This window comes from Pseudomonas sp. RV120224-01b, assembly GCF_003208145.1.
In the GTDB taxonomy this organism is placed as follows: Bacteria; Pseudomonadota; Gammaproteobacteria; order Pseudomonadales; family Pseudomonadaceae; genus Aquipseudomonas; species Aquipseudomonas monteilii.
On the sequence record NZ_QKMQ01000006.1, the window covers coordinates 113,296 to 135,178 of the forward strand.

The 21,883-nt window shown below is 62.9% G+C and carries 22 protein-coding genes; 12 read left to right on the forward strand and 10 right to left on the reverse strand.

Annotated features, from left to right (window positions below; genetic code table 11):
- The first annotated feature begins 269 nt into the window (after nucleotides 1-269).
- From N436_RS11935 to N436_RS11970, 8 genes are all read left to right on the forward strand, one after another.
- Nucleotides 270-866, forward strand: a complete 597-nt coding sequence (locus N436_RS11935; protein ID WP_003256068.1) for an amino acid synthesis family protein — start codon at nucleotides 270-272, stop codon at nucleotides 864-866.
- A gap of 69 nt (nucleotides 867-935) precedes the next feature.
- The gene (locus tag N436_RS11940) at nucleotides 936-1,769 is read left to right on the forward strand and encodes an alpha/beta fold hydrolase (RefSeq protein WP_110741119.1); all 834 of its coding nucleotides are present in this window, start codon (nucleotides 936-938) and stop codon (nucleotides 1,767-1,769) included.
- Complete coding sequence (locus N436_RS11945) at nucleotides 1,766-3,247, forward strand: aldehyde dehydrogenase (protein ID WP_110741120.1); 1,482 nt, start codon at nucleotides 1,766-1,768, stop codon at nucleotides 3,245-3,247. The genes N436_RS11940 and N436_RS11945 overlap by 4 nt, the downstream gene beginning before the upstream one ends.
- Nucleotides 3,248-3,259: 12 nt before the next feature.
- Nucleotides 3,260-3,745, forward strand: coding sequence for a flavin reductase family protein (locus N436_RS11950; protein WP_016715707.1), 486 nt, complete (start codon nucleotides 3,260-3,262; stop codon nucleotides 3,743-3,745).
- 72 nt (nucleotides 3,746-3,817) lie between these two features.
- Nucleotides 3,818-4,207, forward strand: a complete 390-nt coding sequence (locus N436_RS11955; protein WP_060497085.1) for a carboxymuconolactone decarboxylase family protein — start codon at nucleotides 3,818-3,820, stop codon at nucleotides 4,205-4,207.
- 88 nt (nucleotides 4,208-4,295) lie between these two features.
- Nucleotides 4,296-5,048 carry a GntR family transcriptional regulator gene (locus tag N436_RS11960; protein WP_003256074.1) on the forward strand — a complete coding sequence of 251 codons (753 nt, stop codon included), beginning with the start codon at nucleotides 4,296-4,298 and terminating at the stop codon, nucleotides 5,046-5,048.
- A gap of 2 nt (nucleotides 5,049-5,050) precedes the next feature.
- Nucleotides 5,051-5,614: an NUDIX hydrolase gene (locus N436_RS11965; protein ID WP_105948580.1), complete on the forward strand. Its 564-nt coding sequence runs from the start codon at nucleotides 5,051-5,053 to the stop codon at nucleotides 5,612-5,614.
- Nucleotides 5,615-5,717: 103 nt separating this feature from the next.
- Complete coding sequence (locus tag N436_RS11970) at nucleotides 5,718-7,901, forward strand: ATP-binding protein (RefSeq protein ID WP_105948579.1); 2,184 nt, start codon at nucleotides 5,718-5,720, stop codon at nucleotides 7,899-7,901.
- A 10-nt stretch (nucleotides 7,902-7,911) separates the two neighbouring features.
- Here the strand turns inward: N436_RS11970 and N436_RS11975 are convergent, their stop codons facing one another.
- The gene (locus N436_RS11975) at nucleotides 7,912-8,544 is read right to left on the reverse strand and encodes a LysE family translocator (protein ID WP_105948578.1); all 633 of its coding nucleotides are present in this window, start codon (nucleotides 8,542-8,544) and stop codon (nucleotides 7,912-7,914) included.
- Between the two features lie 66 nt (nucleotides 8,545-8,610).
- Nucleotides 8,611-9,225 (reverse strand): LysE family translocator, encoded by a 615-nt coding sequence (locus tag N436_RS11980; protein WP_110741121.1) that lies wholly within the window; start codon nucleotides 9,223-9,225, stop codon nucleotides 8,611-8,613.
- A gap of 112 nt (nucleotides 9,226-9,337) precedes the next feature.
- Here N436_RS11980 and N436_RS11985 point away from each other — a divergent pair, with 112 nt between their 5' ends.
- Complete coding sequence (locus tag N436_RS11985; RefSeq protein WP_012271902.1) at nucleotides 9,338-9,790, forward strand: Lrp/AsnC family transcriptional regulator; 453 nt, start codon at nucleotides 9,338-9,340, stop codon at nucleotides 9,788-9,790.
- 294 nt (nucleotides 9,791-10,084) lie between these two features.
- Nucleotides 10,085-11,497, forward strand: a complete 1,413-nt coding sequence (locus N436_RS11990; RefSeq protein ID WP_110741122.1) for a cytosine permease — start codon at nucleotides 10,085-10,087, stop codon at nucleotides 11,495-11,497.
- 63 nt (nucleotides 11,498-11,560) lie between these two features.
- On the opposite strand, the gene N436_RS11995 is transcribed toward N436_RS11990, so the two are convergent.
- From N436_RS11995 to glnT, 5 genes are all read right to left on the reverse strand, one after another.
- Nucleotides 11,561-12,862: an ammonium transporter gene (locus N436_RS11995; protein ID WP_019097855.1), complete on the reverse strand. Its 1,302-nt coding sequence runs from the start codon at nucleotides 12,860-12,862 to the stop codon at nucleotides 11,561-11,563.
- Between the two features lie 57 nt (nucleotides 12,863-12,919).
- Nucleotides 12,920-14,245 (reverse strand): FMN-binding glutamate synthase family protein, encoded by a 1,326-nt coding sequence (locus N436_RS12000; protein ID WP_016715698.1) that lies wholly within the window; start codon nucleotides 14,243-14,245, stop codon nucleotides 12,920-12,922.
- A 15-nt stretch (nucleotides 14,246-14,260) separates the two neighbouring features.
- Nucleotides 14,261-14,935, reverse strand: coding sequence for a protein glxC (locus N436_RS12005; RefSeq protein ID WP_110741123.1), 675 nt, complete (start codon nucleotides 14,933-14,935; stop codon nucleotides 14,261-14,263).
- Nucleotides 14,936-14,962: 27 nt separating this feature from the next.
- A complete protein-coding gene (locus tag N436_RS12010) occupies nucleotides 14,963-15,868 on the reverse strand; it encodes a glutamine amidotransferase family protein (RefSeq protein ID WP_105948574.1) in 906 nt (301 codons plus the stop codon).
- Between the two features lie 65 nt (nucleotides 15,869-15,933).
- Complete coding sequence (gene glnT / locus N436_RS12015; protein WP_019097857.1) at nucleotides 15,934-17,268, reverse strand: type III glutamate--ammonia ligase; 1,335 nt, start codon at nucleotides 17,266-17,268, stop codon at nucleotides 15,934-15,936.
- Nucleotides 17,269-17,614: 346 nt separating this feature from the next.
- Here glnT and N436_RS12020 point away from each other — a divergent pair, with 346 nt between their 5' ends.
- Both N436_RS12020 and N436_RS12025 read left to right on the forward strand, forming a co-directional pair.
- Nucleotides 17,615-18,208: a cupin domain-containing protein gene (locus tag N436_RS12020; protein ID WP_016715694.1), complete on the forward strand. Its 594-nt coding sequence runs from the start codon at nucleotides 17,615-17,617 to the stop codon at nucleotides 18,206-18,208.
- Between the two features lie 293 nt (nucleotides 18,209-18,501).
- Nucleotides 18,502-19,413 (forward strand): DMT family transporter, encoded by a 912-nt coding sequence (locus tag N436_RS12025; protein WP_110741124.1) that lies wholly within the window; start codon nucleotides 18,502-18,504, stop codon nucleotides 19,411-19,413.
- Here N436_RS12025 and N436_RS12030 read toward each other — a convergent pair.
- From N436_RS12030 to N436_RS12040, 3 genes are read right to left on the reverse strand one after another with little or no spacing between them, the layout of a single operon-like run.
- Nucleotides 19,410-20,594 (reverse strand): PotD/PotF family extracellular solute-binding protein, encoded by a 1,185-nt coding sequence (locus N436_RS12030; protein ID WP_110741125.1) that lies wholly within the window; start codon nucleotides 20,592-20,594, stop codon nucleotides 19,410-19,412. The genes N436_RS12025 and N436_RS12030 overlap by 4 nt on opposite strands.
- Complete coding sequence (locus N436_RS12035; RefSeq protein ID WP_110741126.1) at nucleotides 20,591-21,580, reverse strand: GTP-binding protein; 990 nt, start codon at nucleotides 21,578-21,580, stop codon at nucleotides 20,591-20,593. The genes N436_RS12030 and N436_RS12035 overlap by 4 nt, the downstream gene beginning before the upstream one ends.
- Nucleotides 21,577-21,876 (reverse strand): hypothetical protein, encoded by a 300-nt coding sequence (locus N436_RS12040; protein WP_110741127.1) that lies wholly within the window; start codon nucleotides 21,874-21,876, stop codon nucleotides 21,577-21,579. Before N436_RS12040 ends, N436_RS12035 begins: the two co-directional genes overlap by 4 nt.
- Nucleotides 21,877-21,883: the final 7 nt, after the last annotated feature.

A 21,883-nucleotide genomic window follows, 5' to 3' on the forward strand; every position in this document is an offset into this window, starting at 1 on the left:
CCTGCATGAGCGGGCTTTTTTATGAAACCTGCACTGGCCCTATCGCCGGCAAGCCAGCTCCCACAGGATCACCACAGGTTCTGAAAGCAGTGCAGTCCTTGTGGGAGCTGGCTTGCCGGCGATAGGGCCAGTACAGACACCACAAGATTCAGGGCATCAGCCCACCTTTCGTCCCCTCACAAGAGAAATTTCCAGCCCCCTCTTGCACAACAAATATTATGGTATACCATCAGACAACAAGAGCTGATAACCCTCACCAGGAGCCACCCATGAGTTTCGAAATCCGCAAGATCGTCACCTACTCCGAAGAGACCCGCATCGAAGGCGGCAAGGCCACCGACAAGCCGGTGACCATGGTCGGCCTGGCCGTCGTGATCAAGAACCCATGGGCCGGTCGCGGTTTCGTTGAAGATCTGAAGCCGGAAATCCGCGCCAACTGCTCCGAGCTGGGTGCCCTGATGGTCGAGCGCCTGACTGCCGCCATCGGCGGTGCCGACAAGATCGAAGCCTACGGTAAAGCTGCAGTAGTGGGCGCCGATGGCGAAATCGAGCACGCCTCGGCGGTGATCCACACCCTGCGCTTCGGCAACCACTACCGCGAAGCGGTACAGGCCAAGAGCTACCTGAGCTTCACCAACAAACGTGGCGGCCCAGGCACCTCGATCCAGATCCCGATGATGCAGAAGGACGACGAAGGCCTGCGTTCGCACTACATCACCCTGGAAATGCAGATCGAAGACGCCCCGCGTGCCGATGAAATCGTCGTGGTCCTCGGCGCTGCCGACGGCGGCCGCCTGCACCCGCGCATCGGCAACCGCTACATCGACCTGGAAGAACTGGCTGCCGAAAAAGCCAACGCTCAATAACAACAACCAAAACGGGGCCGGGGCGTGGCGTGCTTACCCGCCGCGCCCGACCTTCAAGGAGCGCCCTCCATGATTCAGCCTGTTGCTGAACACACCCCTGCCGGCACCAGCTACCTGTCCGTCGGCCAGGGCCAACCCGTGGTATTGATCCACGGCGTGGGCCTGAACAAGGAAATGTGGGGCGGTCAGATCGTTGGCCTGGCCAACGACTACCGCGTCATTGCCTACGACATGCTCGGCCACGGCCAAAGCGCCCTGCCGGCAGCCGACATCGGCCTGGAAGGCTACGCCGCCCAGCTCGCCGAACTGCTCGACCACCTGCAAATTCCACAAGCCACCGTGATCGGCTTCTCCATGGGCGGCCTGGTTGCCCGTGCATTTGCCCTGAACTACCCGCAACGCCTGGCAGCACTGGTGGTACTCAACAGCGTGTTCAACCGCACCCCCGAGCAGAGTGCCGGCGTTATCGCCCGCGCCGCCCAGGCGGCGCAGCTGGGCCCCGACGCCAACGTCGACGCTGCCCTGGACCGCTGGTTCAGCCGTGAATACAAGGCTGCCAACCCGGCACAGGTCGCCGCCATTCGCCAGGTGCTGGCGAGCAACGACCCGCAGGGCTACCACACCACCTATTCGCTGTTCGCCACCCAGGACATGTACCGCGCCGACGATCTGGGCAGCATCCAGGTGCCGACGCTGATCGCCACCGGCGAACTCGACTCGGGCTCTACCCCAGCCATGACCCGCCAGCTCGCCGCCAGCATTCCTGGTGCGCACAGTGTGGTCCTCGCCGAGCAACGGCATATGATGCCGGTAGAAGCCCCGCGTGAAGTCAACAAGATGCTGCTGGACTTCCTCGCGCAAGCCCGCACCCTCACCGAATCCGCCAAGGGGATTGTTGCATGACCCTCGTTCGTTTCCAGATGTGCATCGACGGCCAATGGCGCGATGCCCAGAGCGGCAAGACCTTCGACAGCCTCAACCCGGCCACCGCCCAGGCCTGGGCGCAACTGCCCGACGCTGATGAAACCGATGTCGAGCTGGCCGTACAGGCCGCCCAGCGTGCCTTCGACAGCAAGGAATGGCGCAGCATCACCGCCACTGCACGCGGCAAGCTGCTGCGTCGCCTGGGCGACCTGATTGCCGAAAACAAGGAGCACCTGGCCCAGCTGGAAAGCCGCGACAACGGCAAGCTGATCCGCGAAACCCGCGGCCAGGTGGGCTACCTGCCAGAGTTCTTCCACTACACCGCGGGCCTTGCCGACAAGCTCGAAGGCGGCACCCTGCCGCTGGACAAGCCCGACCTGTTCGCCTACACCGTGCACGAGCCGATTGGCGTAGTGGCCGGCATCATCCCGTGGAACAGCCCGCTGTACCTCACCGCGATCAAGCTGGCCCCGGCCCTGGCCGCCGGCAACACCATTGTGCTCAAACCGTCCGAGCACGCCTCGGCGACCATCCTCGAACTGGCCCGCCTGGCCCTTGAGGCCGGTTTCCCGGCCGGTGTGGTCAACGTGGTCACCGGTTACGGCCCAAGCACCGGCGCGGCGCTGACCCGTCACCCGCTGGTGCGCAAGATCGCCTTCACCGGCGGCGCCGCCACCGCGCGCCATGTGGTGCGCAGCAGCGCCGAAAACTTTGCCAAGCTGTCGCTGGAGCTGGGTGGCAAGTCGCCGAACATCATCTTTGCCGACGCCGACCTGGACAGCGCCATCAATGGCGCCGTGGCCGGCATCTATGCCGCCTCCGGGCAAAGCTGCGTGGCCGGTTCGCGCCTGCTGGTACAGGACGAGATCTTCGACGAGTTCGTCGAACGCCTGATTGCCCGCGCCAAGCGCATCCGCATCGGCAACCCGCAGGACGACGCCAGCGAAATGGGCCCCATGGCCACCGCGCAACAACTTGCGGTGGTTGAAGGCCTGGTCGCTGCTGCCAAGGCCGAGGGTGCCAAACTGCACATGGGCGGCAAGCGTGCCGAGGTCGAAGGTGACGGCTGGTTCTACGAGCCGACCCTGTTCGAGTGCGACAGCAACGCGATGACCATCATGCAAGAAGAAGTGTTCGGCCCGGTTGCCGCGGTGATCCGCTTCAAGACCGAGGAAGAGGCACTGGAAATCGCCAACGACTCGCAGTTCGGCCTCGCCGCCGGCATCTGGACCCGCGACCTGGGCCGCGCCCACCGCCTGGCCCGCGACGTGCGCTCGGGGATCATCTGGGTCAACACCTACCGCGCCGTGTCGGCCATGGCACCGATCGGCGGCTTCAAGAACAGCGGCTACGGCCGCGAGAGCGGCATCGATTCGGTGCTGGCCTATACCGAGCTGAAGACCGTGTGGATCAACCTGTCCACCGCGCCGATGCCCGACCCGTTCGTGATGCGTTAAGAGGAACACGAGATGATCGAACCCGGCATCTACAAAGACGTGATGGGCTCCTTCCCGTCCGGCGTCACGGTAGTCACCACCCTGGACGCCGACGGCGCCATCGTCGGCATCACCGCCAGCGCCTTCAGCGCGCTGTCGATCGACCCGGCGCTGGTGCTGTTCTGCCCCAACTACGCCTCCGACACCTACCCGATCCTGCGCGACAGCAAGCAGTTTGCGATCCACCTGCTGTCCGCCGACCAGACCGCCGAAGCCTATGCCTTCGCCGGCAAGGGCAAGGACAAGGCCAAAGGCATCGACTGGCACCTGAGCGAGCTGGGCAACCCGCTGCTGGCCAAGGCTACGGCGATCATCGAGTGCGAACTGTGGCGCGAGTATGACGGCGGGGACCACGCGATCATCGTGGGCGCTGTGAAAAACCTGGTGCTGCCCGAGCAGCCAGCAACGCCGATGGTGTACCACAAAGGCAAGCTGGGCGCCCTGCCCCCGCTTGGCTGATCACCCTTTTAGGGGCCGCGCTAATCGTCTCACCCTCGGTTGCGGCCCCTGTTTTATTCCGGAGTACTGCACATGAGCAACGAAAAGTACGAGAAAGGCTTGCAGATCCGCACCCAGGTGCTGGGCGAGGACTACGTCAACCGCTCGATCCAGAACGCCGACGCGTTCACCCAGCCGTTGCAGGAACTGGTCACTGAATACTGCTGGGGCCACGTCTGGGGCCGCGAAGGCTTGTCGCTCAAAGAGCGCAGCATGATAAACTTGGCCATGATTTCCGCGCTCAACCGGCCCCACGAACTCAAGCTGCACATTCGGGGCGCACTGCGCAATGGCCTGAGCCGTGAACAGATTCGCGAAATCCTGCTCCAGGTCGGCATTTACTGCGGCGTACCCGCGGCGGTGGACAGCTTCCGCCTGGCCCGTGAAGCGTTTGCCGAAGCCGATGCGGAGCCAACCCGTTAACAACGGGCTGTTCGAACCACTGCATGGAAAGCCTCGGTTCGGGGCGTTCCGCGATGTTGGCGCAACAGCCTCATAAAGAGCGCACCTGATGAAACGCCAGCCACTCGACGACAGCTTCAAGGTCAACCGCAACCCCGTTACCCTGCGCGAAATCGTGCTCGACAAGCTGCGCGCCGCGATCATGAACTTCCACCTGCTGCCAGGCGACCGCCTGGTCGAGCGCGACCTCTGCGACCGCCTTGGGGTCAGCCGTACCTCGGTACGCGAAGCGCTGCGACACCTGGAATCCGAAGGCCTGGTGGAATTCGCCGACGCCAAGGGCCCGCGCGTCGCCATTATCACCCTGGAAGACGCCCGCGACATCTACGAGCTGCGTTGCGTGCTCGAAGGCCTGATCGTGCAGTTGTTCACCCTCAACGCCAAAGCCAAGGACATCCGTGCCCTGGAACGTGCGCTGGAGGTCAACCGCGAGGCCCTCGAAGAAGGCGAACTGCAACAGGTGCTGGACTCGGTTCAAGGTTTCTACGATGTGCTGCTGGAAGGTTCCGGCAACCAGGTGGCGGCCCAGCAGCTGCGCCAGTTGCAGGCGCGCATCAGCTACCTGCGTGCTACATCTGTGTCGCAGGAAAACCGCCGCGGCGCCAGCAACCGCGAAATGGAAAAGATCGTCGAGGCGATCAAGGGTGGCGACCCGCTGGTGGCCCACCAGGCCTCGGTCGACCACGTCCGCGCTGCCGCCAAGGTAGCCCTGGATTACCTGCGCCAGAAGCAGGATGACAACGCCAAGGTTCGCGACATCGTCGAGCCCCTGGCCCTGAAGGAACCCCGTATAGGCCGCTGATCATGCCCAACGCCCCGCGCTACTGCCCGCACTGCACCACGGAACTGGCCCGGGGCGTTCCCACAGGCGATACCCACGAACGCCTGCACTGTACCGGCTGCGGCTACATCCACTACGTGAACCCGAAGATCATCGCCGGCTGCATCATCGAGCGCGATGGCAAGTACCTGCTGTGCCAGCGCGCCATCCCCCCGCGCCCGGGTACCTGGACCTTGCCGGCTGGCTTCATGGAGGCCGGCGAAACCACCGAGCAGGCGGCGCTGCGCGAGGTGTGGGAAGAAAGCGGCGTGCGTGCCGATATCGTTTCGCCTTACTCGATCTTCAGCGTGCCGAAGATCAGCGAGGTGTACATCATCTTCCGCGCCATCGCCATCGAAGAAACCGGGCAGTACGGGGCGGAGACGCTGGCGTACAGGTTCTTCGAACCGGACGAGATTCCGTGGGACGAGATCTACTACCCGGCGATCCGGCAGATACTGGAGCGCTACATCCTTGAGCGGCAGGCAGGGGTTTACGGCATCTACATGGGCAACGATGACTCTGGCAAGGTGCACTTCATTCGCTAGCCCGTACCGGCGAAGCGGCCGGCACAAGCCTGCACAAACCCCTCGCCAATCGCCTATTCTCGGTGCACCCTAAAGGCCTTACGCAAACGGACCGGCAGAGCACATGGCAAAATGGCTAGACGGCGGCGGACTGATGGCCGAACGCATCCGCAACCACGACTGGGCCGCCACGCCCCTGGGCCCGCTCGAACACTGGCCAGACACTCTGAAAACCACCCTGGCCCTGTGCCTGGCATCGCGCTTTCCACAGGCCGTGCTGTGGGGCCCGGACCTGCTCACGCTGCACAACGACGCCTTCACCCAGATTCTCGGGCGCAAGCCCCTGGCCTTGGGCATCCCCTTCCGCGACGTGTGGCAGGAAGCCTGGGCCGACATCGGCAGCATGGCCGACCGCGCCTTGGCTGGCGAGGCGGTGTACATAGAAGACTTTCCGCTGACGATTGACCGCAACGGCGGCCCGGAACGCGCCTATTTCACCTTCTGCTACAGCCCCATCCGTGACCATGACGGCACGGTGTTGGGCATGCTCGACACCGTGACCGAAACCACGGCCAGCGTGATCGCCAACCAGCGCCTCAACTTCCTTGACCAACTCGGCCGCGCCGTGGCCGAAGCCACGGCCCCGGACCAGATACTGGCCACCACAACGCGTATGCTGGTGGAACACCTGGGCCTGTCCAGTTGCGCCTATGCGGTGATGGACCCTGACGAAGACGGCTTTACCATCTGCGGTGACTCGGTAGCCCACGGCGCGCCACGGCTGGTGGGCCAGTACCAGTTGCACGACTTCGGTCGCCTGGCGTTCAGCCGCCTGCGCAGCGGCCTGCCCTTGGTGATCAACGACAACCTCAGTGAACTGGCTGCCGACGAGGCAGCCACCTTTCAGGCCATCGGCATCACTGCCACCATCTGCATGCCACTGATAAAAGGCGGTCGCCTGACCGCATTGATGGCCATCCATGACTGTGTGCCGCGCGAATGGACCGATTACGAACTGGCTTTGCTCAGCGAAGTCACCGAACGCTCCTGGGCCCACATCCAGCGGGTACAGGCCAATGCCGAAGTGCGCGAGGCCATGGCGGCGCTCGAAGCACTCAATGCCACCCTCGAACATCGCGTCGAAGAGCGCACTACCCAGTTGCTGCACACCGAAGCCGTGCTGCGCCAGACCCAAAAGCTTGAAGCCATCGGCCAACTGACTGGTGGTGTTGCCCACGACTTCAACAATTTGCTGACCATCATCCGCTCCTCGCTGCATTTTCTGCGGCGCCCCAGCCTCGATGAAAAGCGCCGCGAGCGCTACCTCAAGACCATGTCCGACACGGTCGACCGCGGCGCCAAGCTGACGGGGCAGTTGCTGGCTTTTGCCAGGCGCCAGGCCCTCAGCCCTCAGGTGTTCGAAGCCGGGCCACGGCTGGAAGCCATGGCCGACATGCTCGACACCGCCACCGGTGCACGCATCCAGGTGGAATTGCAGTTGCCAGAGGCGCCTTGCCACATCCGCGCCGACCTCAGCCAACTGGAAACTGCGGTGATCAACCTGATGCTCAATGGCCGTGACGCCATGGCGGGTGAAGGCACCTTGCAACTGCGCTTGCTGGCTGACCAGCGCCTGCCTGCCTTGCGTGGCCAGCCTGTGCAGGCAGGCACGTTTGCGGCGATTTCGGTGAGTGACGGCGGTGTCGGCATTGCCGCCGAGCTGCTGGAGCGTATCTTCGACCCGTTCTTCACCACCAAGGCGCCAGGCGAAGGCACCGGCCTCGGGCTTTCGCAGGTGTTCGGCTTTGCCAAGCAGTCGGGCGGGGATGTGCAGGTGCACAGCACCCCGGGTCAGGGCACCACGTTCACCCTTTATTTGCCTCAGGAGGCGCCGCCAGCGGCTCCGACGGCAGACACCACGGCCAGCCCCCAGGCACAGACGCAAGGTGAGCAGCGGCGAATACTGGTGGTGGAAGACAACCCCGACCTCGGCAACTTCACTGCACAAATCCTTGAGGACCATGGTTACCAGATCAGCTATGCGCGTTCGGCGGAAGATGCCTTGGCCCAGTTGGCGGGGCCTGCAGGCCATTTCGATGCGGTATTTTCCGATGTGGTGATGCCCGGCATGGGTGGGCTGGCACTGGCCCGTGAACTGCGGCGTCAGCGGCCGCAGTTGCCGGTTATCCTCACCTCGGGCTACAGCGAGTCGATTGCTGAGGGCGGGCACCAGGGCTTTGCCTTTCTGGCAAAGCCCTATTCGGCAGAACAGGTGTGTCAGATACTCGGGAAGGTGCTGGGCAGCTGAACCCGACAGCTCAGCGACGCCCTTCGGCCAGCATGCGCACGGCCAGGCCCGCCAGCACAGTGCCCATCAACCAGCGCTGAACCTGCTGCCACAACGGTCGACCGGCCAGGAACACCGCAATGGAACCGGCCATGATCGCGATCAATGCATTGACCGAGACGCTGATGGCGATCTGCGTCGAGCCCAGCACCAGTGACTGCACCAGCACACTGCCGTGGCCGGGTTCGATGAACTGTGGCATCAGCGACAGGTACATGACGGCGATCTTGGGGTTCAGCAGGCTGGTGGCAAAACCCATGGTAAACAGCCGGCGCGGGCTGTCCGCCGGCAGGTCCTTGACCTGGAACGGGGAGCGACCACCCGGGCGCAGCGCTTGCCAGGCCAGGTACAGCAGATACAGCGCGCCACCAATGCGCAGTGCATCGTAGGCAAAAGGCACAGCCATCACCAGGGCGGTGATGCCCAGTGCAGCGCAGAACATGTAGATGACGAAACCCAGCGCTACGCCGCCAAGGGAAATCAAGCCGGCCTTGCGCCCCTGGCAGATCGAGCGGGAAATCAGGTAGATCATGTTCGGCCCCGGGGTCAGCACCATGCCGAGGCAGATCAGGGCAAACGTTAACAGTTGGGTTGTTTCGGGCATTGGGCACATCCTGGTTGTGCTGTGGGTTGCTGCGAGTTTATCTGAAGCCTTTTGAAACCGGTGAACTCAGTTGATCTGCCCCGCTATCAAGCCCAAGGCCACCGTGATCATCGCCACCCCCGACACCCGCCCGACCAGCCTGGCCGCCCCCGGCCGGGTGCTCAGCACCGCCTTGGCGCCATAGCCGACCAACGAATAGATCACCAGCGAGCTGCACAGGTGCACCAGGCCCAGCAACAGGATCTGCAACGGCACCGGCCAGCTTGACTGTGGGTCGGTGAACTGCGGCAACAGGGCCAGGAACAGCAGGAATACTTTCGGGTTCAACCCGCTGACGCAAAAACCCTTCAACGCCCAGCGCGAGCCCGACTCCCCCACACCGCCCTGCCCGGCCTCGGGTAATGCCGGGCTCAGCAACAGGTTGCCGCCCAGCCACAGCAGGTAGCTGCACCCTGCCAGGGTCAGCAAGGTCAGCGCCAACGGGTGGCCGGCCAGCAGGCTGCCAACACCTGCCGCCACCACCAGAGTGGCCAGGAAATGCCCCGACAGCATGCCCGCCACCGCCGGCATCACCCAGCGCCCGCGCATGCCCGCCGAAATAGCGTAGGCCCAGTCTGCCCCGGGGGTAATTACGAACAGCATCGACACGGCCCAGAATGCCGTCAGAACACTGATAGCCACTTGAATCTTCCTTTTTCCACTGCCTTGGGATGCCGAAAGATTACGGATTCCGTCCGGGGATTTTCTTTCGTATATTCCCCTTCATGGTTCAATTACTGGAAGATCCTTCTCAATGGACAGGACTGATCGAAAGATTCTTGCCGAGCTACAAAAAGACGGTCGCCTCTCGGTGACCGAACTGGCCGATCGCGTGGGGCTCAGCCTGTCGCCCTGCCATCGGCGCCTGAAGGCACTGGAGGAATCCGGGGCGATCCTGGGGTATCACGCCCGCTTGGCGCCGAGCGCACTGGGGCTCAACTTCGCCGCGCTGGTGTTCGTGACCCTGCGGGAGGTCACCCGCCAGCCGGTGGCGGACTTTGAAGCGGCACTGGCCGAGATCCCGCAGATTGTCGAAGCACAGCGGCTGTTCGGTGACCCGGACTACCTGCTGCATGTGGTTGCCAAGGATTTGCCGGCATTTCAGAAGCTGTATGACGAGAAGCTGACCAGCATCCCCAACGTCAAGCGCTTGAGCTCGACCCTGGTGATGAAAGAGGTGATTCAGGATCGGTTGTTGCCGATGTAGCTGTTTTGCCTGCGCCCTGAAAACGGGCGCAGCGCACCAGCACAGCCCACTGCAACCAACCCGCCAGACCACAACCCCCTCTACTACAAGCCGTCCCGCCACCTGGCACCCTCCTTGCTACCGTCACCCGCTTAAGCTTTTGTCAGCCTTAGGTTTTTTAAGGTTTATGGGTACATATTTACTAATTTCTCGTTATCCCCGCGCCCCGCATCATCGCTCCAACAAGAACGCGTCGCCCTTCGCCGGCACGCCCCCGGGCAGTTCCCGATGCCCTACCTTGCCTTGGAGTCAGTCATGACCAGTGCAGCCAATTCGGCACCCCTCATAGAAAAACACACGATCGGCTACGTACCGCCGGAAGACCGCCATGGAAAGGTAAGGGATCTGTTCACACTGTGGTTCGGCGGCAACATCGCGCCGCTGCCCATCGTTACCGGCGCGCTGGGCGTACAGTTGTTCCACCTGAACCTGGTGTGGGGCATCATCGCCATCCTGGTCGGCCACCTGGTTGGCGGTGTGTTGATGGCCCTGCACTCGGCCCAGGGCCCGCAAATGGGCATCCCGCAGATGATCCAGAGCCGCGCCCAGTTCGGTACCCTTGGCGCGCTGCTGGTGGTGGTGATCGCCGGCGTCATGTACATCGGTTTCTTCGCCTCCAACATCGTGCTTGCCGGCAAGTCGCTGCATGGCGTGGTCGGCGCCGTACCGGTACCGGTAGGCATCGTCATCGGTGCGCTGGGCTCGGGCATCATCGGCATCATCGGCTACCGCTTCATCCATGTGCTCAACCGTATCGGCACCTGGGTGCTGGGCATCGGCATCGTGGTCGGTTTCGGCTACATCTTCACCCATGTGCAAAGCGACGACTTCCTCACCCGCGGCGGCTTCAACCTGGCCGGCTGGCTGGCCACCGTGTCACTCGCGGCGCTGTGGCAGATCGCCTTTGCGCCCTATGTGTCGGACTACTCGCGCTACCTGCCGGCGGATGTGAAAGTCAGCTCGACCTTCTGGACCACCTACCTGGGCTCGGCCCTGGGTTCGAGCCTGTCGTTCATCTTCGGCGCCGTGGCGGTGCTGGCGATCCCGGCCGGCATGGACACCATGGACGCGGTCAAGCTGGCCACCGGTACCCTGGGCCCGATCATGCTGGTGCTGTTCCTGCTCAGTGTCATCAGCCACAACGCCCTCAACCTGTATGGTGCCGTGCTGTCGATCATCACCCTGGTGCAAACCTTCGCCTATCGCTGGATCCCTACCGCCAAGAGCCGTGCGGTGCTGTCGCTGATCGTGCTGTCGGCCTGCTGCGTGGTGGCGGTGTTCGCTTCGGCAGACTTTATCGGCCACTTCGTCGACATGGTGCTGGTGCTGCTGGTGGTACTGGTGCCATGGACGGCGATCAACCTGATCGACTTCTACGTCATTCACAAGGGTGACTATGACATCCAGTCGATCTTCCAGGTCGATGGCGGTATCTACGGCCGTTACAACCCGCAGGCGCTGATCGCCTATGCCGTGGGCATCGTGGTGCAGATCCCGTTCATGAACACGCCGCTGTACGTCGGGCCGATTTCCGAGCACATCAACGGGGCGGACCTGTCGTGGCTAGTGGGCTTGGCGGTTACCTCGCCGCTGTACTGGTGGCTGGCTTCGCGTGACAGTGCCTACCGTCGTCGGCAGATGAGTGCCAAGTTGGCCATGGGGCACTGATTCAACCTGTACCGGCCTCTTCGCGGGTAAACCCGCGAAGAGGCCGGTACAGACCACTTGCAATCAGAGGTTGTACGCCCGCTCATTGTGCTCCGCCAGGTCCAGCCCCTGCTCTTCCTCTTCCCGACTGGCCCGCAGCCCCACGGTCAGCTTGATAGCCCCAAGAATCGCCCAACTCACCACGAAGCAATAGACGAAGGTGAACGCCACCCCCTTCAACTGCACCAGCGCCTGCCCTATAGGCGATACGCCCTCCACATAACCTCCCAACGCCGGTGCAGCAAACACCCCGGTCAGGATCGCACCGACCATCCCGCCCACGCCATGCAGCCCGAACACGTCCAGGCTGTCGTCATACCCCAATGCCTGTTTCAGCCGGGTCACGGCAAAGAAGCAGATGGCCCCGGTCAACAGGCCAATCACTACAGCCCCCAAAGGCCCGACAAACGCACAGGCCGGGGTAATCCCCACCAAACCAGCCAGCGCGCCGGAAGCCGCACCGAGGGCAGTCGGTCGACCATGCATCACCTTCTCGGTCAGCAACCAGCCGACAATCCCGGCGCAGGCCGCCACCATGGTCGCCAGCATCACCACCCCTGCCCCTTCGTTGGCCGCCAGCCCCGACCCCACGTTGAAGCCAAACCAGCCCACCCACAATAACCCGGCACCCACCAGGGTAAAACCGAGGTTGTGTGGCGGCATGGCCACCTGCGGATAGCCCTTGCGCTTGCCCAGCATCAACGCCGCCGCCAAGGCAGCGACGCCGGAGTTGATATGCACCGCCGTGCCGCCGGCAAAGTCCAGCACGCCCCAGTTGACCATCAGCGCCCCCGGCCCGCCCCACACCATATGGGCGATCGGCGCATACACCAGCACGAACCAGGCCCCCATGAACAGCAACGACGCACTGAACTTCATGCGCTCGGCAAAACCACCGGCAATCAGCGCTGGGGTGATGATGGCGAACGTCAGCTGAAACACCGCGAACACACCTTCCGGGATTGTACCCACCAGGCTGTCGTGGCCGATGTTCAGCATCAGCGCCTTGTCCAGGCCGCCGATGAAGCTGTTGAAGGTCAACTGCCCCTCGACCATACCCGTGGTGTCGACCACCAGGCTGTAGCCAAACAGCACCCAAAGGATGCCAATCACACCCGCTACGGCAAACAGTTGGGTGAACACCGAAAGGAAGTTCTTCGCCCGTACCATGCCGCCGTAGAACAGCGCCAGGCCGGGTATGCACATCATCAGCACGAACATCGCGGCGCAGATCATCCAGGCGGTGTTGCCGGTGTCCAGGGTGGGTTCAGCGGCGTAGGCCAGCGGTGTCAGCGCGAACAGCACAACAGCAAGGGCAAGCTTCATGGAGTCACTCCTGTGCAATGAAAACCGCCGGCTGGCAGCCGGCGGTGTCGGGGTAGATCAGTACTGCGCCTGGCCCGGCACCCACGCAGTCCCCGCCAGCGGCACCCGTGCCATCGCCGCCGCTTCCACGGTCAACGCCACCAGGTCCTCCGGGTCCAGGTTGTGCAGGTGCGACTTGCCACACGCCCGTGCCATGGTCTGCGCCTCCAGCACCAGTACGCGCAGGTAGTTGGCCAGGCGGCGCCCGGCCTCTTCCGGGTTCAGGCGCTTGGCCAGTTCCGGGTCCTGGGTGGTGATGCCGGCCGGGTCACGACCGTTCTGCCAGTCGTCGTAGAAGCCGGCCGCCGAGCCAATCTTCTTCAGTTCGCTGTCCAGTCGCGGGTGGTTGTCACCCAGGGCGATCAGCGCCGCCGTACCAATGGCCACCGCATCGGCGCCCAGTGCCATGGCTTTAGCCACGTCGGCACCGTTGCGAATGCCACCCGATACAATCAGCTGCACCTTGCGGTGCATGCCCATTTCCTGAAGTGCCTGCACGGCCTGCGGGATGGCCGGCAGAATCGGGATGCCGACGTGCTCAATGAACACTTCCTGGGTCGCCGCAGTACCGCCCTGCATGCCGTCGAGCACGATCACATCGGCACCGGCCTTCACTGCCAGCTTGACGTCGTAGTACGGGCGGCTGGCGCCGATCTTCACGTAGATGGGCTTTTCCCAGTCGGTGATCTCGCGGATTTCGGCAATCTTGATCGCCAGGTCGTCCGGGCCGGTCCAGTCGGGGTGGCGGCAGGCACTGCGCTGGTCCACGCCGATCGGCAGGGTACGCATGCCGGCAACGCGCTCGGTTACCTTCATGCCCAACAGCATGCCGCCACCGCCCGGCTTGGCGCCCTGGCCGAGGACGATCTCGATAGCATCGGCCTTGCGCAGGTCATCCGGGTTCATGCCATAGCGCGACGGCAGGTACTGGTACACAAGATGCTGCGACTGACCGCGTTCTTCCGGAGTCATGCCGCCGTCGCCGGTGGTGGTGCTGGTGCCGGCGATGGTCGCACCACGGCCCAGCGCTTCCTTGGCATTGGCCGACAGCGCGCCGAAGCTCATGCCGGCGATGGTCACCGGGATTTTCAGGTGGATCGGCTTTTTCGCAAACCGGTTGCCCAGCACCACATCGGTGCCGCACTTCTCGCGGTAGCCTTCCAGCGGGTAGCGCGACACGCTGGCACCCAGCAGCAGCAGGTCGTCGAAGTGCGGGACACGGCGTTTGGTGCCACCACCGCGAATGTCGTAGATGCCGGTTTCGGCGGCACGCTGGATTTCCTGGATGGTCAGGCGATCGAAGGTGGCCGACTCACGCAGTACCGGGGGAAATTGTTCGCTCATGGGAATGCTCCTGGATCAGTACGCGCTGGCGTTGTCGACTTTGAAGTTGTACAGCTGGCGGGCCGAGCCGTAGCGTTTGAAATCGGCGGCCTTGTGGTCCAGGCCTGCCTTGTTCAGCAGCTCCTGCAACGCTGTAAGGTGCTCGGCGCGCATTTCTTTTTCGATGCAGTCCGAGCCCAGCGACTGCACCGAGCCTTTGACGTAAATCTGCACCTCGTACAGCGAGTCGCCCAACGCATCGCCGGCATCACCACACACCACCAGGCGCCCGGCCTGGCCCATGAAGCAGCTCATGTGGCCGATGCTGCCGCCCACCACGATGTCCACGCCTTTCATGGAAATGCCGCAACGGGCACCGGCATCACCCTCGATCACCAGCAGCCCGCCGTGGGCGGTGGCGCCAGCGGCCTGGGAGGCACTGCCCTTGACCCGCACCGAGCCAGACATCATGTTTTCGGCCACGCCCACACCCACGTTGCCATGCACAGTTACGCTGGCGTGCTGGTTCATGCCGGCGCAGTAGTAGCCGGCGTGGCCCTCGATATCCACCGCCACGGCGGCGTTGATGCCCACGGCCAGGTTGTGCTTGCCATCGGGGTGGGTCACCCGCCATTCATGGTCCTGCACCTCGCCGTGCAGGGACTGGTTGAGCACGCGCACCGAAGTGCTGGAAAGGTCGATCGTTTTCATAAGGTTCTCCAGGGGTTCGGTGGCAGTTCAGGCGCTTTCGCGCTCCCAGACGTACAGGGTGGCGGGGGCCGGTTCCCAGACCTTGGCGTGCTCGATGCCCGGCAGGCTGGCCAGGGCCTGGTACTCCGAAGCCATGGCCACGTAGTCATCGGTTTCGGCCAGCACCGCCGGCTTGCAGGCAATCGGGTCGCGGATCACGGCAAAGCCGTTGCGGGTGCCGATGGCGAAGGTGAAGAAGCCGTCCAGGTCTTCCAGCGCGCCATCCAAAGCCTGGGCCAGGGTGTCGCCCTGCTGCAGGCGCCAGGTCAGGTAGCCGGCGGCTACTTCGGTGTCGTTGTCGGTCTCGAAGCTGATACCTTCGCGCTTCAGTTCCTGGCGCAGGCGGAAGTGGTTGGACAGCGAGCCGTTGTGCACCAGGCACAGGTCGGCACCGGTGGAAAACGGGTGGCTGCCTTCCATGGTCACGGCGCTTTCGGTGGCCATGCGGGTATGGCCAATGATGTGGCTGCCCTTCATGCCGGCCAGGCCGAAGCGGCTGGAGATTTCCGCCGGCAGGCCCATACCCTTGAGGATTTCGATGCTCTGCCCGGCGCTCATGATGCGCACGTCCGGGGCCAGTTCGCTCAGCGCCTGGCGGGCAGCCGCTTCGCTGGTATGCACTTTGAGTACCGCCGCGCTGGCGTTCTGGAACCAGTCCAGCGAGCAGCCCAGGCGCCCCTCCAGCTGGCCCATTAGGGTGGTCCAGGGGTAGTTGATATCCGTGGCTTGCAGGGTCAGCTTGACCCAGCCATCCGCCACTTCGTCGCCGTAGATGGCAAAGCCTGCGCTGTCCGGGCCACGGTCGGTCATGGCTTCGAGCATGGGTTCGAAGAGCTTGCCAAGCTGGGCCTCCAGCTCGGGCTTTTTCAGGTACAGACCTACGATTCCACACATGGTGATGCTCCTTACTAGGCAGTGGGCGGTCGCTGTCGTATTGGCCGCCCAGGGGATTGGGGCGGTCAGAAGAACTCGGTGTAACGCTGGATTTCCCAGTCGGAGACATGGCGGCAGTACTCCACCCACTCCATGCGCTTGAGCTTGATGAACTCGTCGACGATCTCGGCGCCCAACACCTCGCGGAACAACGGGTCGGCTTCGAGCGCGTCGGCGGCTTCCTTCAGCGATTGCGGCAGGGTCTTGATGCCGCGTGCGGCAATTTCTTCAAGGCTGAGGTTGTAAAGGTTCTCGTTGCACATCTCGCCCGGCTCCAACTGGCGGTCGATGCCATCGAGCCCGGCGGCGATGATCGCGGCGGTAACCAGGTACGGGTTGCAACCGGCATCCGGCAGGCGGAACTCCAGGCGGCCATAGGGGATGCGCACCATCGCCGAGCGGTTGTTGGCTCCCCATGCGACAAAGGCCGGGGCCCACGTCGAACCCGACAAGGAACGCCCGACCACCAGGCGCTTGTAGGAGTTGACCGTCGGTGCCGCGAAGGCACACAACGCCGGGCCGTGGGCCAGGAGCCCTGCGGCAAAGTGGTAGGCCAGCTTCGACAGGCCCATGCCGCTGCTGTCGGACGCGTCGTGGAAGAGGTTCTTGTTGGTGCTGCTGGCCAGCGACAGGTGGAAGTGCATGCCATTGCCGGCACGCTTGGGGTCGGGCTTGGGCATGAACGAGCAGATCATCCCCAGGTCGTTGGCGATTTCACCGGCGGCCATGCGGAAGAAGGTAAAGCGGTCGGCCGACTCCATGGCGTCGCTGTAGGTGTAGTTGATCTCGAACTGGCCGTTGGCGTCTTCGTGGTCGATCTGGTAGATGTCGAAGCCTACCGGTTGCAGTGCCTCGGTCAGGCGCTCGAGAAACAGCCGCGAGCGCGACAGGCCCTTGTAGTCGTAGCACGGCTTGTCGAGGTTGTCGGAGGCATCCACCAGTTGCAGCTTGCCGCCTTCGTCACGGCGGAACAGGCTGAACTCCGGCTCCAGGCCGGTGTTCAAGGTCCAGCCCTTGTCGGCCAGGCGTTGCACCTGTTGTTGCAACACATAGCGGCTGTCGTAAGGCCAGGGCTGGCCGTTGACATGCCCCACGCACACCACCCGGCCATAACCCGGCTGCCACGGTACCGGGATCAAGGTGGAAAGGTCGCCACGGGCCATGAAGTCCGGGCCGTGCGGCTCCATGCCCATGCCGCAGATGGCGAACCCGGCAAAGCCGGCGCCCTCCTCGGCCACCATCTTCAGGCCCGAGACCGGCACCGATTTGGTCTTCGCCGAGCCATGGATATCGACGAACTGCGCCAGCACGTACTTGATGCCGTGCTGGTCGAGGGTGCGCTGGGTTTCTGCTGGCAACATGGGTTGAACACTCCTGGGTAAGGGGCAATGATTCCGCATGAGAAACTTACTTTCCTCACAGGAATGCAATGCGCTTGCCAAGTTTGTTCAGGGCGTGTCCTTTGCGGATCTGTGCGGGCCTCTTCGCGGGCAAGCCCGCTCCCACAGAATTCGACGCAAAGCCTTGTGGGAGCGGGTTTGCCCACGAAGAGGCCCGTACACACAACACAAAACCCAAGCAGGTTTTTCTGTTCTATTTATGGGAAACTTGTTTTCACCCGAGGAAAGAAGCAGCCAACGCAGCTGCTTATCGCACTTTCCCAGTGCGAAATCTTTATTCTTGAACTGAAACCGTGCAGGACATTCGATGTCGACCGAAACCGAACCGCGCCTTCGCCTGGAGCAATACCTGGGCCTGCAGATCAAGCGCCAGCGCCAGGCCCAGTCCCTCAAGCTCGCCGACGTGGCGCGCATCGCCGGCATCAGCCAGGGCATGTTGAGCAAGATCGAGAACGCCCAGGTGTCTACCAGCCTCGATACCCTCAGCCGCCTGTGCGACGTGCTGGGCATGCCGATGGCCAAGCTGTTCAGCCAATATGACCAACCCGACGGCAATGCCTTGCTGGTGAAGGCCGGCGAAGGGCTGGAGGTGGTGCGCCGCGGCACCGAGAAGGGCCACACCTACCATTTGCTCAATCACGCCAGGGGGCCGAAAAAGAACTTCGAGGCGTACATGGTGAGCATGGACGACGCCAGCGAAGAGTTCCCGACCTTCGCCCACCCGGGCACCGAATTCCTCCACTTGCTGGAGGGCGAGCTGGTGTACCGCCATGGCAACCAGCTCTATCACATGCATGCCGGCGACAGCCTGACCTTCGACGGTGAAACCCCGCATGGCCCCGAGCAGCTGGTGCAGGTGCCCATCCGCCTGTTGTCGATCATGAACTACGGCGAAGAGTGAAGCGGCGCAGCAAGGCAACTGCCGATGTCGCGATCAGACAAGCACACGTCGCCCGCGATCGGCTGACACGCCTGTATACAAAGATAATACACACATCGACCAGCCCCGCGCCGTGGGCTGGCCGACGTGGTATCCGCGAGTAAGCAGCCTCGCTTCACAATTCCAACGCTGTGGCGCCTTTTTGCACCGGGCAGTTCGTCCGGGCTCATAACGATAAAACTCCCAGTATTAGAGACCCGTGCCGCGCCAGCCGGGAGTGTTTGCGCGCGCCACATTGTGAAGACTTGACTGCCATGATCGCGACTTCAATCCCCGTAGCCGGTGCTGCCACCGGCCACCGTAATGCCCTGCTCGTTGCCCACATCGCCGCTGTGCTGTTCGGCCTGACCGGTATCCTCGGTCACCTGATCGAGGCCGACGCCAGCATCATCACCTTTGGCCGCGCTACCTTCGCCTTCATTGCCCTGGGCTTTGTCGCCGGGCTCAAGGGGACGCGCCTGCTCGATGCGCTGACTTTGCGTAACCTGCCGATTCTGGGCCTGACCGGCGCTCTGTTGGCTACCCACTGGGTCACCTTCTTCATTGCTGTAAAAGTGGGCGGCGTGGCAGTGGCCACCCTGGGCTTCGCCAGCTTCCCGGCGTTCATCGCCATGATCGAGCGCGGTGTGTTCGGCCAGCGCATCGGCGCCGTGCAAGGTTTGCTTCTGCTGATGGTTACCGCCGGCCTGGTGTTGGTGGTGCCGACTTTCGACCTGCTGGACAAAGGCACCATCGGCCTGCTCTGGGGCTTGGGCTCGGGCCTGGCGTTCGCCCTGCTGACCGTGGCCAACCGTCGCAACGGTTCGAGCATGAACGCCATGCAGGTGGCCTTCTGGCAGAACGTGGTGGTGGCCGCATTGGTGGCGCCGTTTGCATTTACCCAACTGGGCAACACCAGCCTAGGGGGCAGCGACTGGGTCAACCTGGTGCTTTTGGGGGTGTTCTGCACCGGGCTTTCGCAGTTCTTGTTCGTCAAGAGCCTGGAAGGCCTGGAGGCCCGCACAGCCGGCATGATCATCGCGCTGGAGCCGGTGTACGCGATCATCGGGGCGTGGTGGTTGTTTGGTGACCAACCAAGCCTGCGCATGGCAGCGGGGGCTGCTCTGATCGTGCTGGCGACCATCCTGGCTGCGGCGCGCAAGACGGCGGCCGAGCAAGCCTGTTAATGCCGCCCTGAGCGGAGAAAATCCGCCCATTTGCGCACCAGGTAGTTGTGCTCGTCCATGACCGAGTTCCAGACACTGATGCGGCTGACGCGTTCGGTATAGGAACCGCCTTCTCGCACCTCGCCCTTCTCGATGAGCGGCTCGCCATCGCTTCCCAGCAGTTGCTCGGAAGCTGGCTTGCCTTCGTACCAGTAGTCCCATTCTGCGGCTGACAGATGGTCTCGGGCCCTGAGGGGATTGGAAATGTAGAACCCTTGCCGAGCCATCATCGCCCCAGGCCAACCCGCCAACCACCAGTTGAGATACGCGTAAGCGGCGTCCTTGACATCACCGTCTACGGCTCGCGACAGCGATAAGCCGCCAAACCAGCCCCGGTAACCCTCCCTGGGCACGGCTTGTCGGTACTGAACACCTTCACGGTGCAGTTGCATGAGTGCCGGAGACCAGACACTCTCGATGTGTACGTTCGGGCCAAGCATCAGTTTGCCGGCCTCACGATCGTCCGACCAGAATGCCGCAAAATGCCCTTGTCGCTGGAGCTTGATCAGGATCCTGGCAAGCTCGTCAATTTCCTCCAGACGAAGGTTCGCAATGACATCGAACGTGGCCAGGCCCTTGGCTTGCACGGCCAATGCCGCGTCGAGCGCGCCTATCGCCGCATCGCTTTGCAGTGCAACGTGGCCGCACCAGGCCGGGTCGACAAGCCAGGACCAGCTTTCATTGTCGACAGAAAACCCTGGCGGCAGCAGATCAGGCCGGTAGGCGAAGCTGTCGACGTTATGGGTCAACGGCAACATGCTGATCAAGTGGCTTGGCCGATTCGCCAAACTCCCATCGTGCTGAACGAACAGGCGATCGCAAGGCAAGCTGCCCCCCGATAGCTGATCGTCGGCGTGCAACCTGCCTCGCTTCGCCAGGTCGTTGATCTCGTCCCACAGAGCGATGCGTCGAATATCGATGGGCTGGATCGCGCCCGCAGGCCAGACAAAGTCCATGCTATGAAACCACTGATCGTAAAGGTCATAGCGTTCAGGATGCATCAGCGCAATGCGCTGCACGGTTTGCACATCATGGACCTGATATTCAATGCGAATGCCCAGCTCTTGCTCAGCGCGCAGGCGAATGGATTCGAGCAACGTCACCGAGGTGCCGAGCACCCGCAATGTAACCGGACCACTCATGCCGCACGCCCCAGGTGCTGCAGGAATGCACCGAAGGATCTGCGCAACAGCTCGGTGTCCAGGTCTCGCACAATGATCACCAGGCGTGAGCGCCGCTCACCGCCTGGCCAACGGGTAAGGTGCACGGGAGCATGAAGGCAGTGCTGGACACCATGAATCACGATGGGTTGTTCGGAGTCGCTCACATTCAGGATCCCTTTGACCCGCAGAATTTGGTCTCCGTGGCATCTTAACAGCATCGACAGCCAAACCCCGAAAGCCAGCCAGTCCAGCGGCCTTTCATACTCCAGCGCACAGACGCGCGCACCGGCGTGCCGAGGTTGTGTGGTGGGCGCGAACAGCTGCCACTTCGCAACTTCTTCATCGGGCGCAAGGCTTCTCAAGCCCTCGCCCAAAAGCTGCTCGTCACCTGCAACAACGGAACTGGCGAGGGCCACCGAGGCAGACGGATTGAGTGCCCTAAGGTTGGCAAACACGTGTTCGAGCACCCCGGCACTTACCAGGTCTGCCTTGCTTACCAGCAGGCGATCAGCTGCTGTGACCTGCCCCAACCACTCGGGGTGAAGGCGCTCCTGCAGCGCGGCATGCTGAGCGTCCACCACCGTTACAAGCAAGCCCAGGTGATAGCGACCGCGCAATTGCGGGTCACGCTGCAACGTCGAGAGAATGGGGGCTGGGTCTGCAAGGCCTGTTGTTTCAAGAAGCACACGACGAAAAGCGGGAATTTCACCTCGACTGCGCTTGTCATGCAGGTCGATAAGCGCCTGTTTCAGATCACCTCGCACCGAGCAGCAAACGCACCCGCTCGGCAACAGAACGGTGTCTGGAGCGATCTCCTGTACGAGCAGATCATCAATCCCTACCTCGCCGAATTCGTTGATCAGAAGCGCCGTCTCGCCCATCTCTTCATTGGCCAGAACCCGCTGCAGCAGTGTGGTTTTGCCACTGCCCAGAAACCCGGTCAGGACATTGATCTGAACGCTCATGACAGCGCCTCCAGATGATCGAGAATTCTCGGGTCGAGGGGGTCGAGCTTACGGTTCAAGATGTCCTCGGCCACTTGCCAGAGTTGCTCCAGGCCTGAGGCAATGCCCTGTTTCCCGGTAGGCCCCTGTACCAGATAGGTAGCGCCTTGAACGTCACTGACCTTGAGCCTGAACGGAGCAACAACCTGGTTGATCGAGGCGATTCGGCGCAAGCGCTCGCGCCGCGCCGGAAGGCTTGAATCAAGAGGGTCGCTCCAGTGAGCGTCTTCACCGATCAGGCCACACAGTCCACACATGACTCAC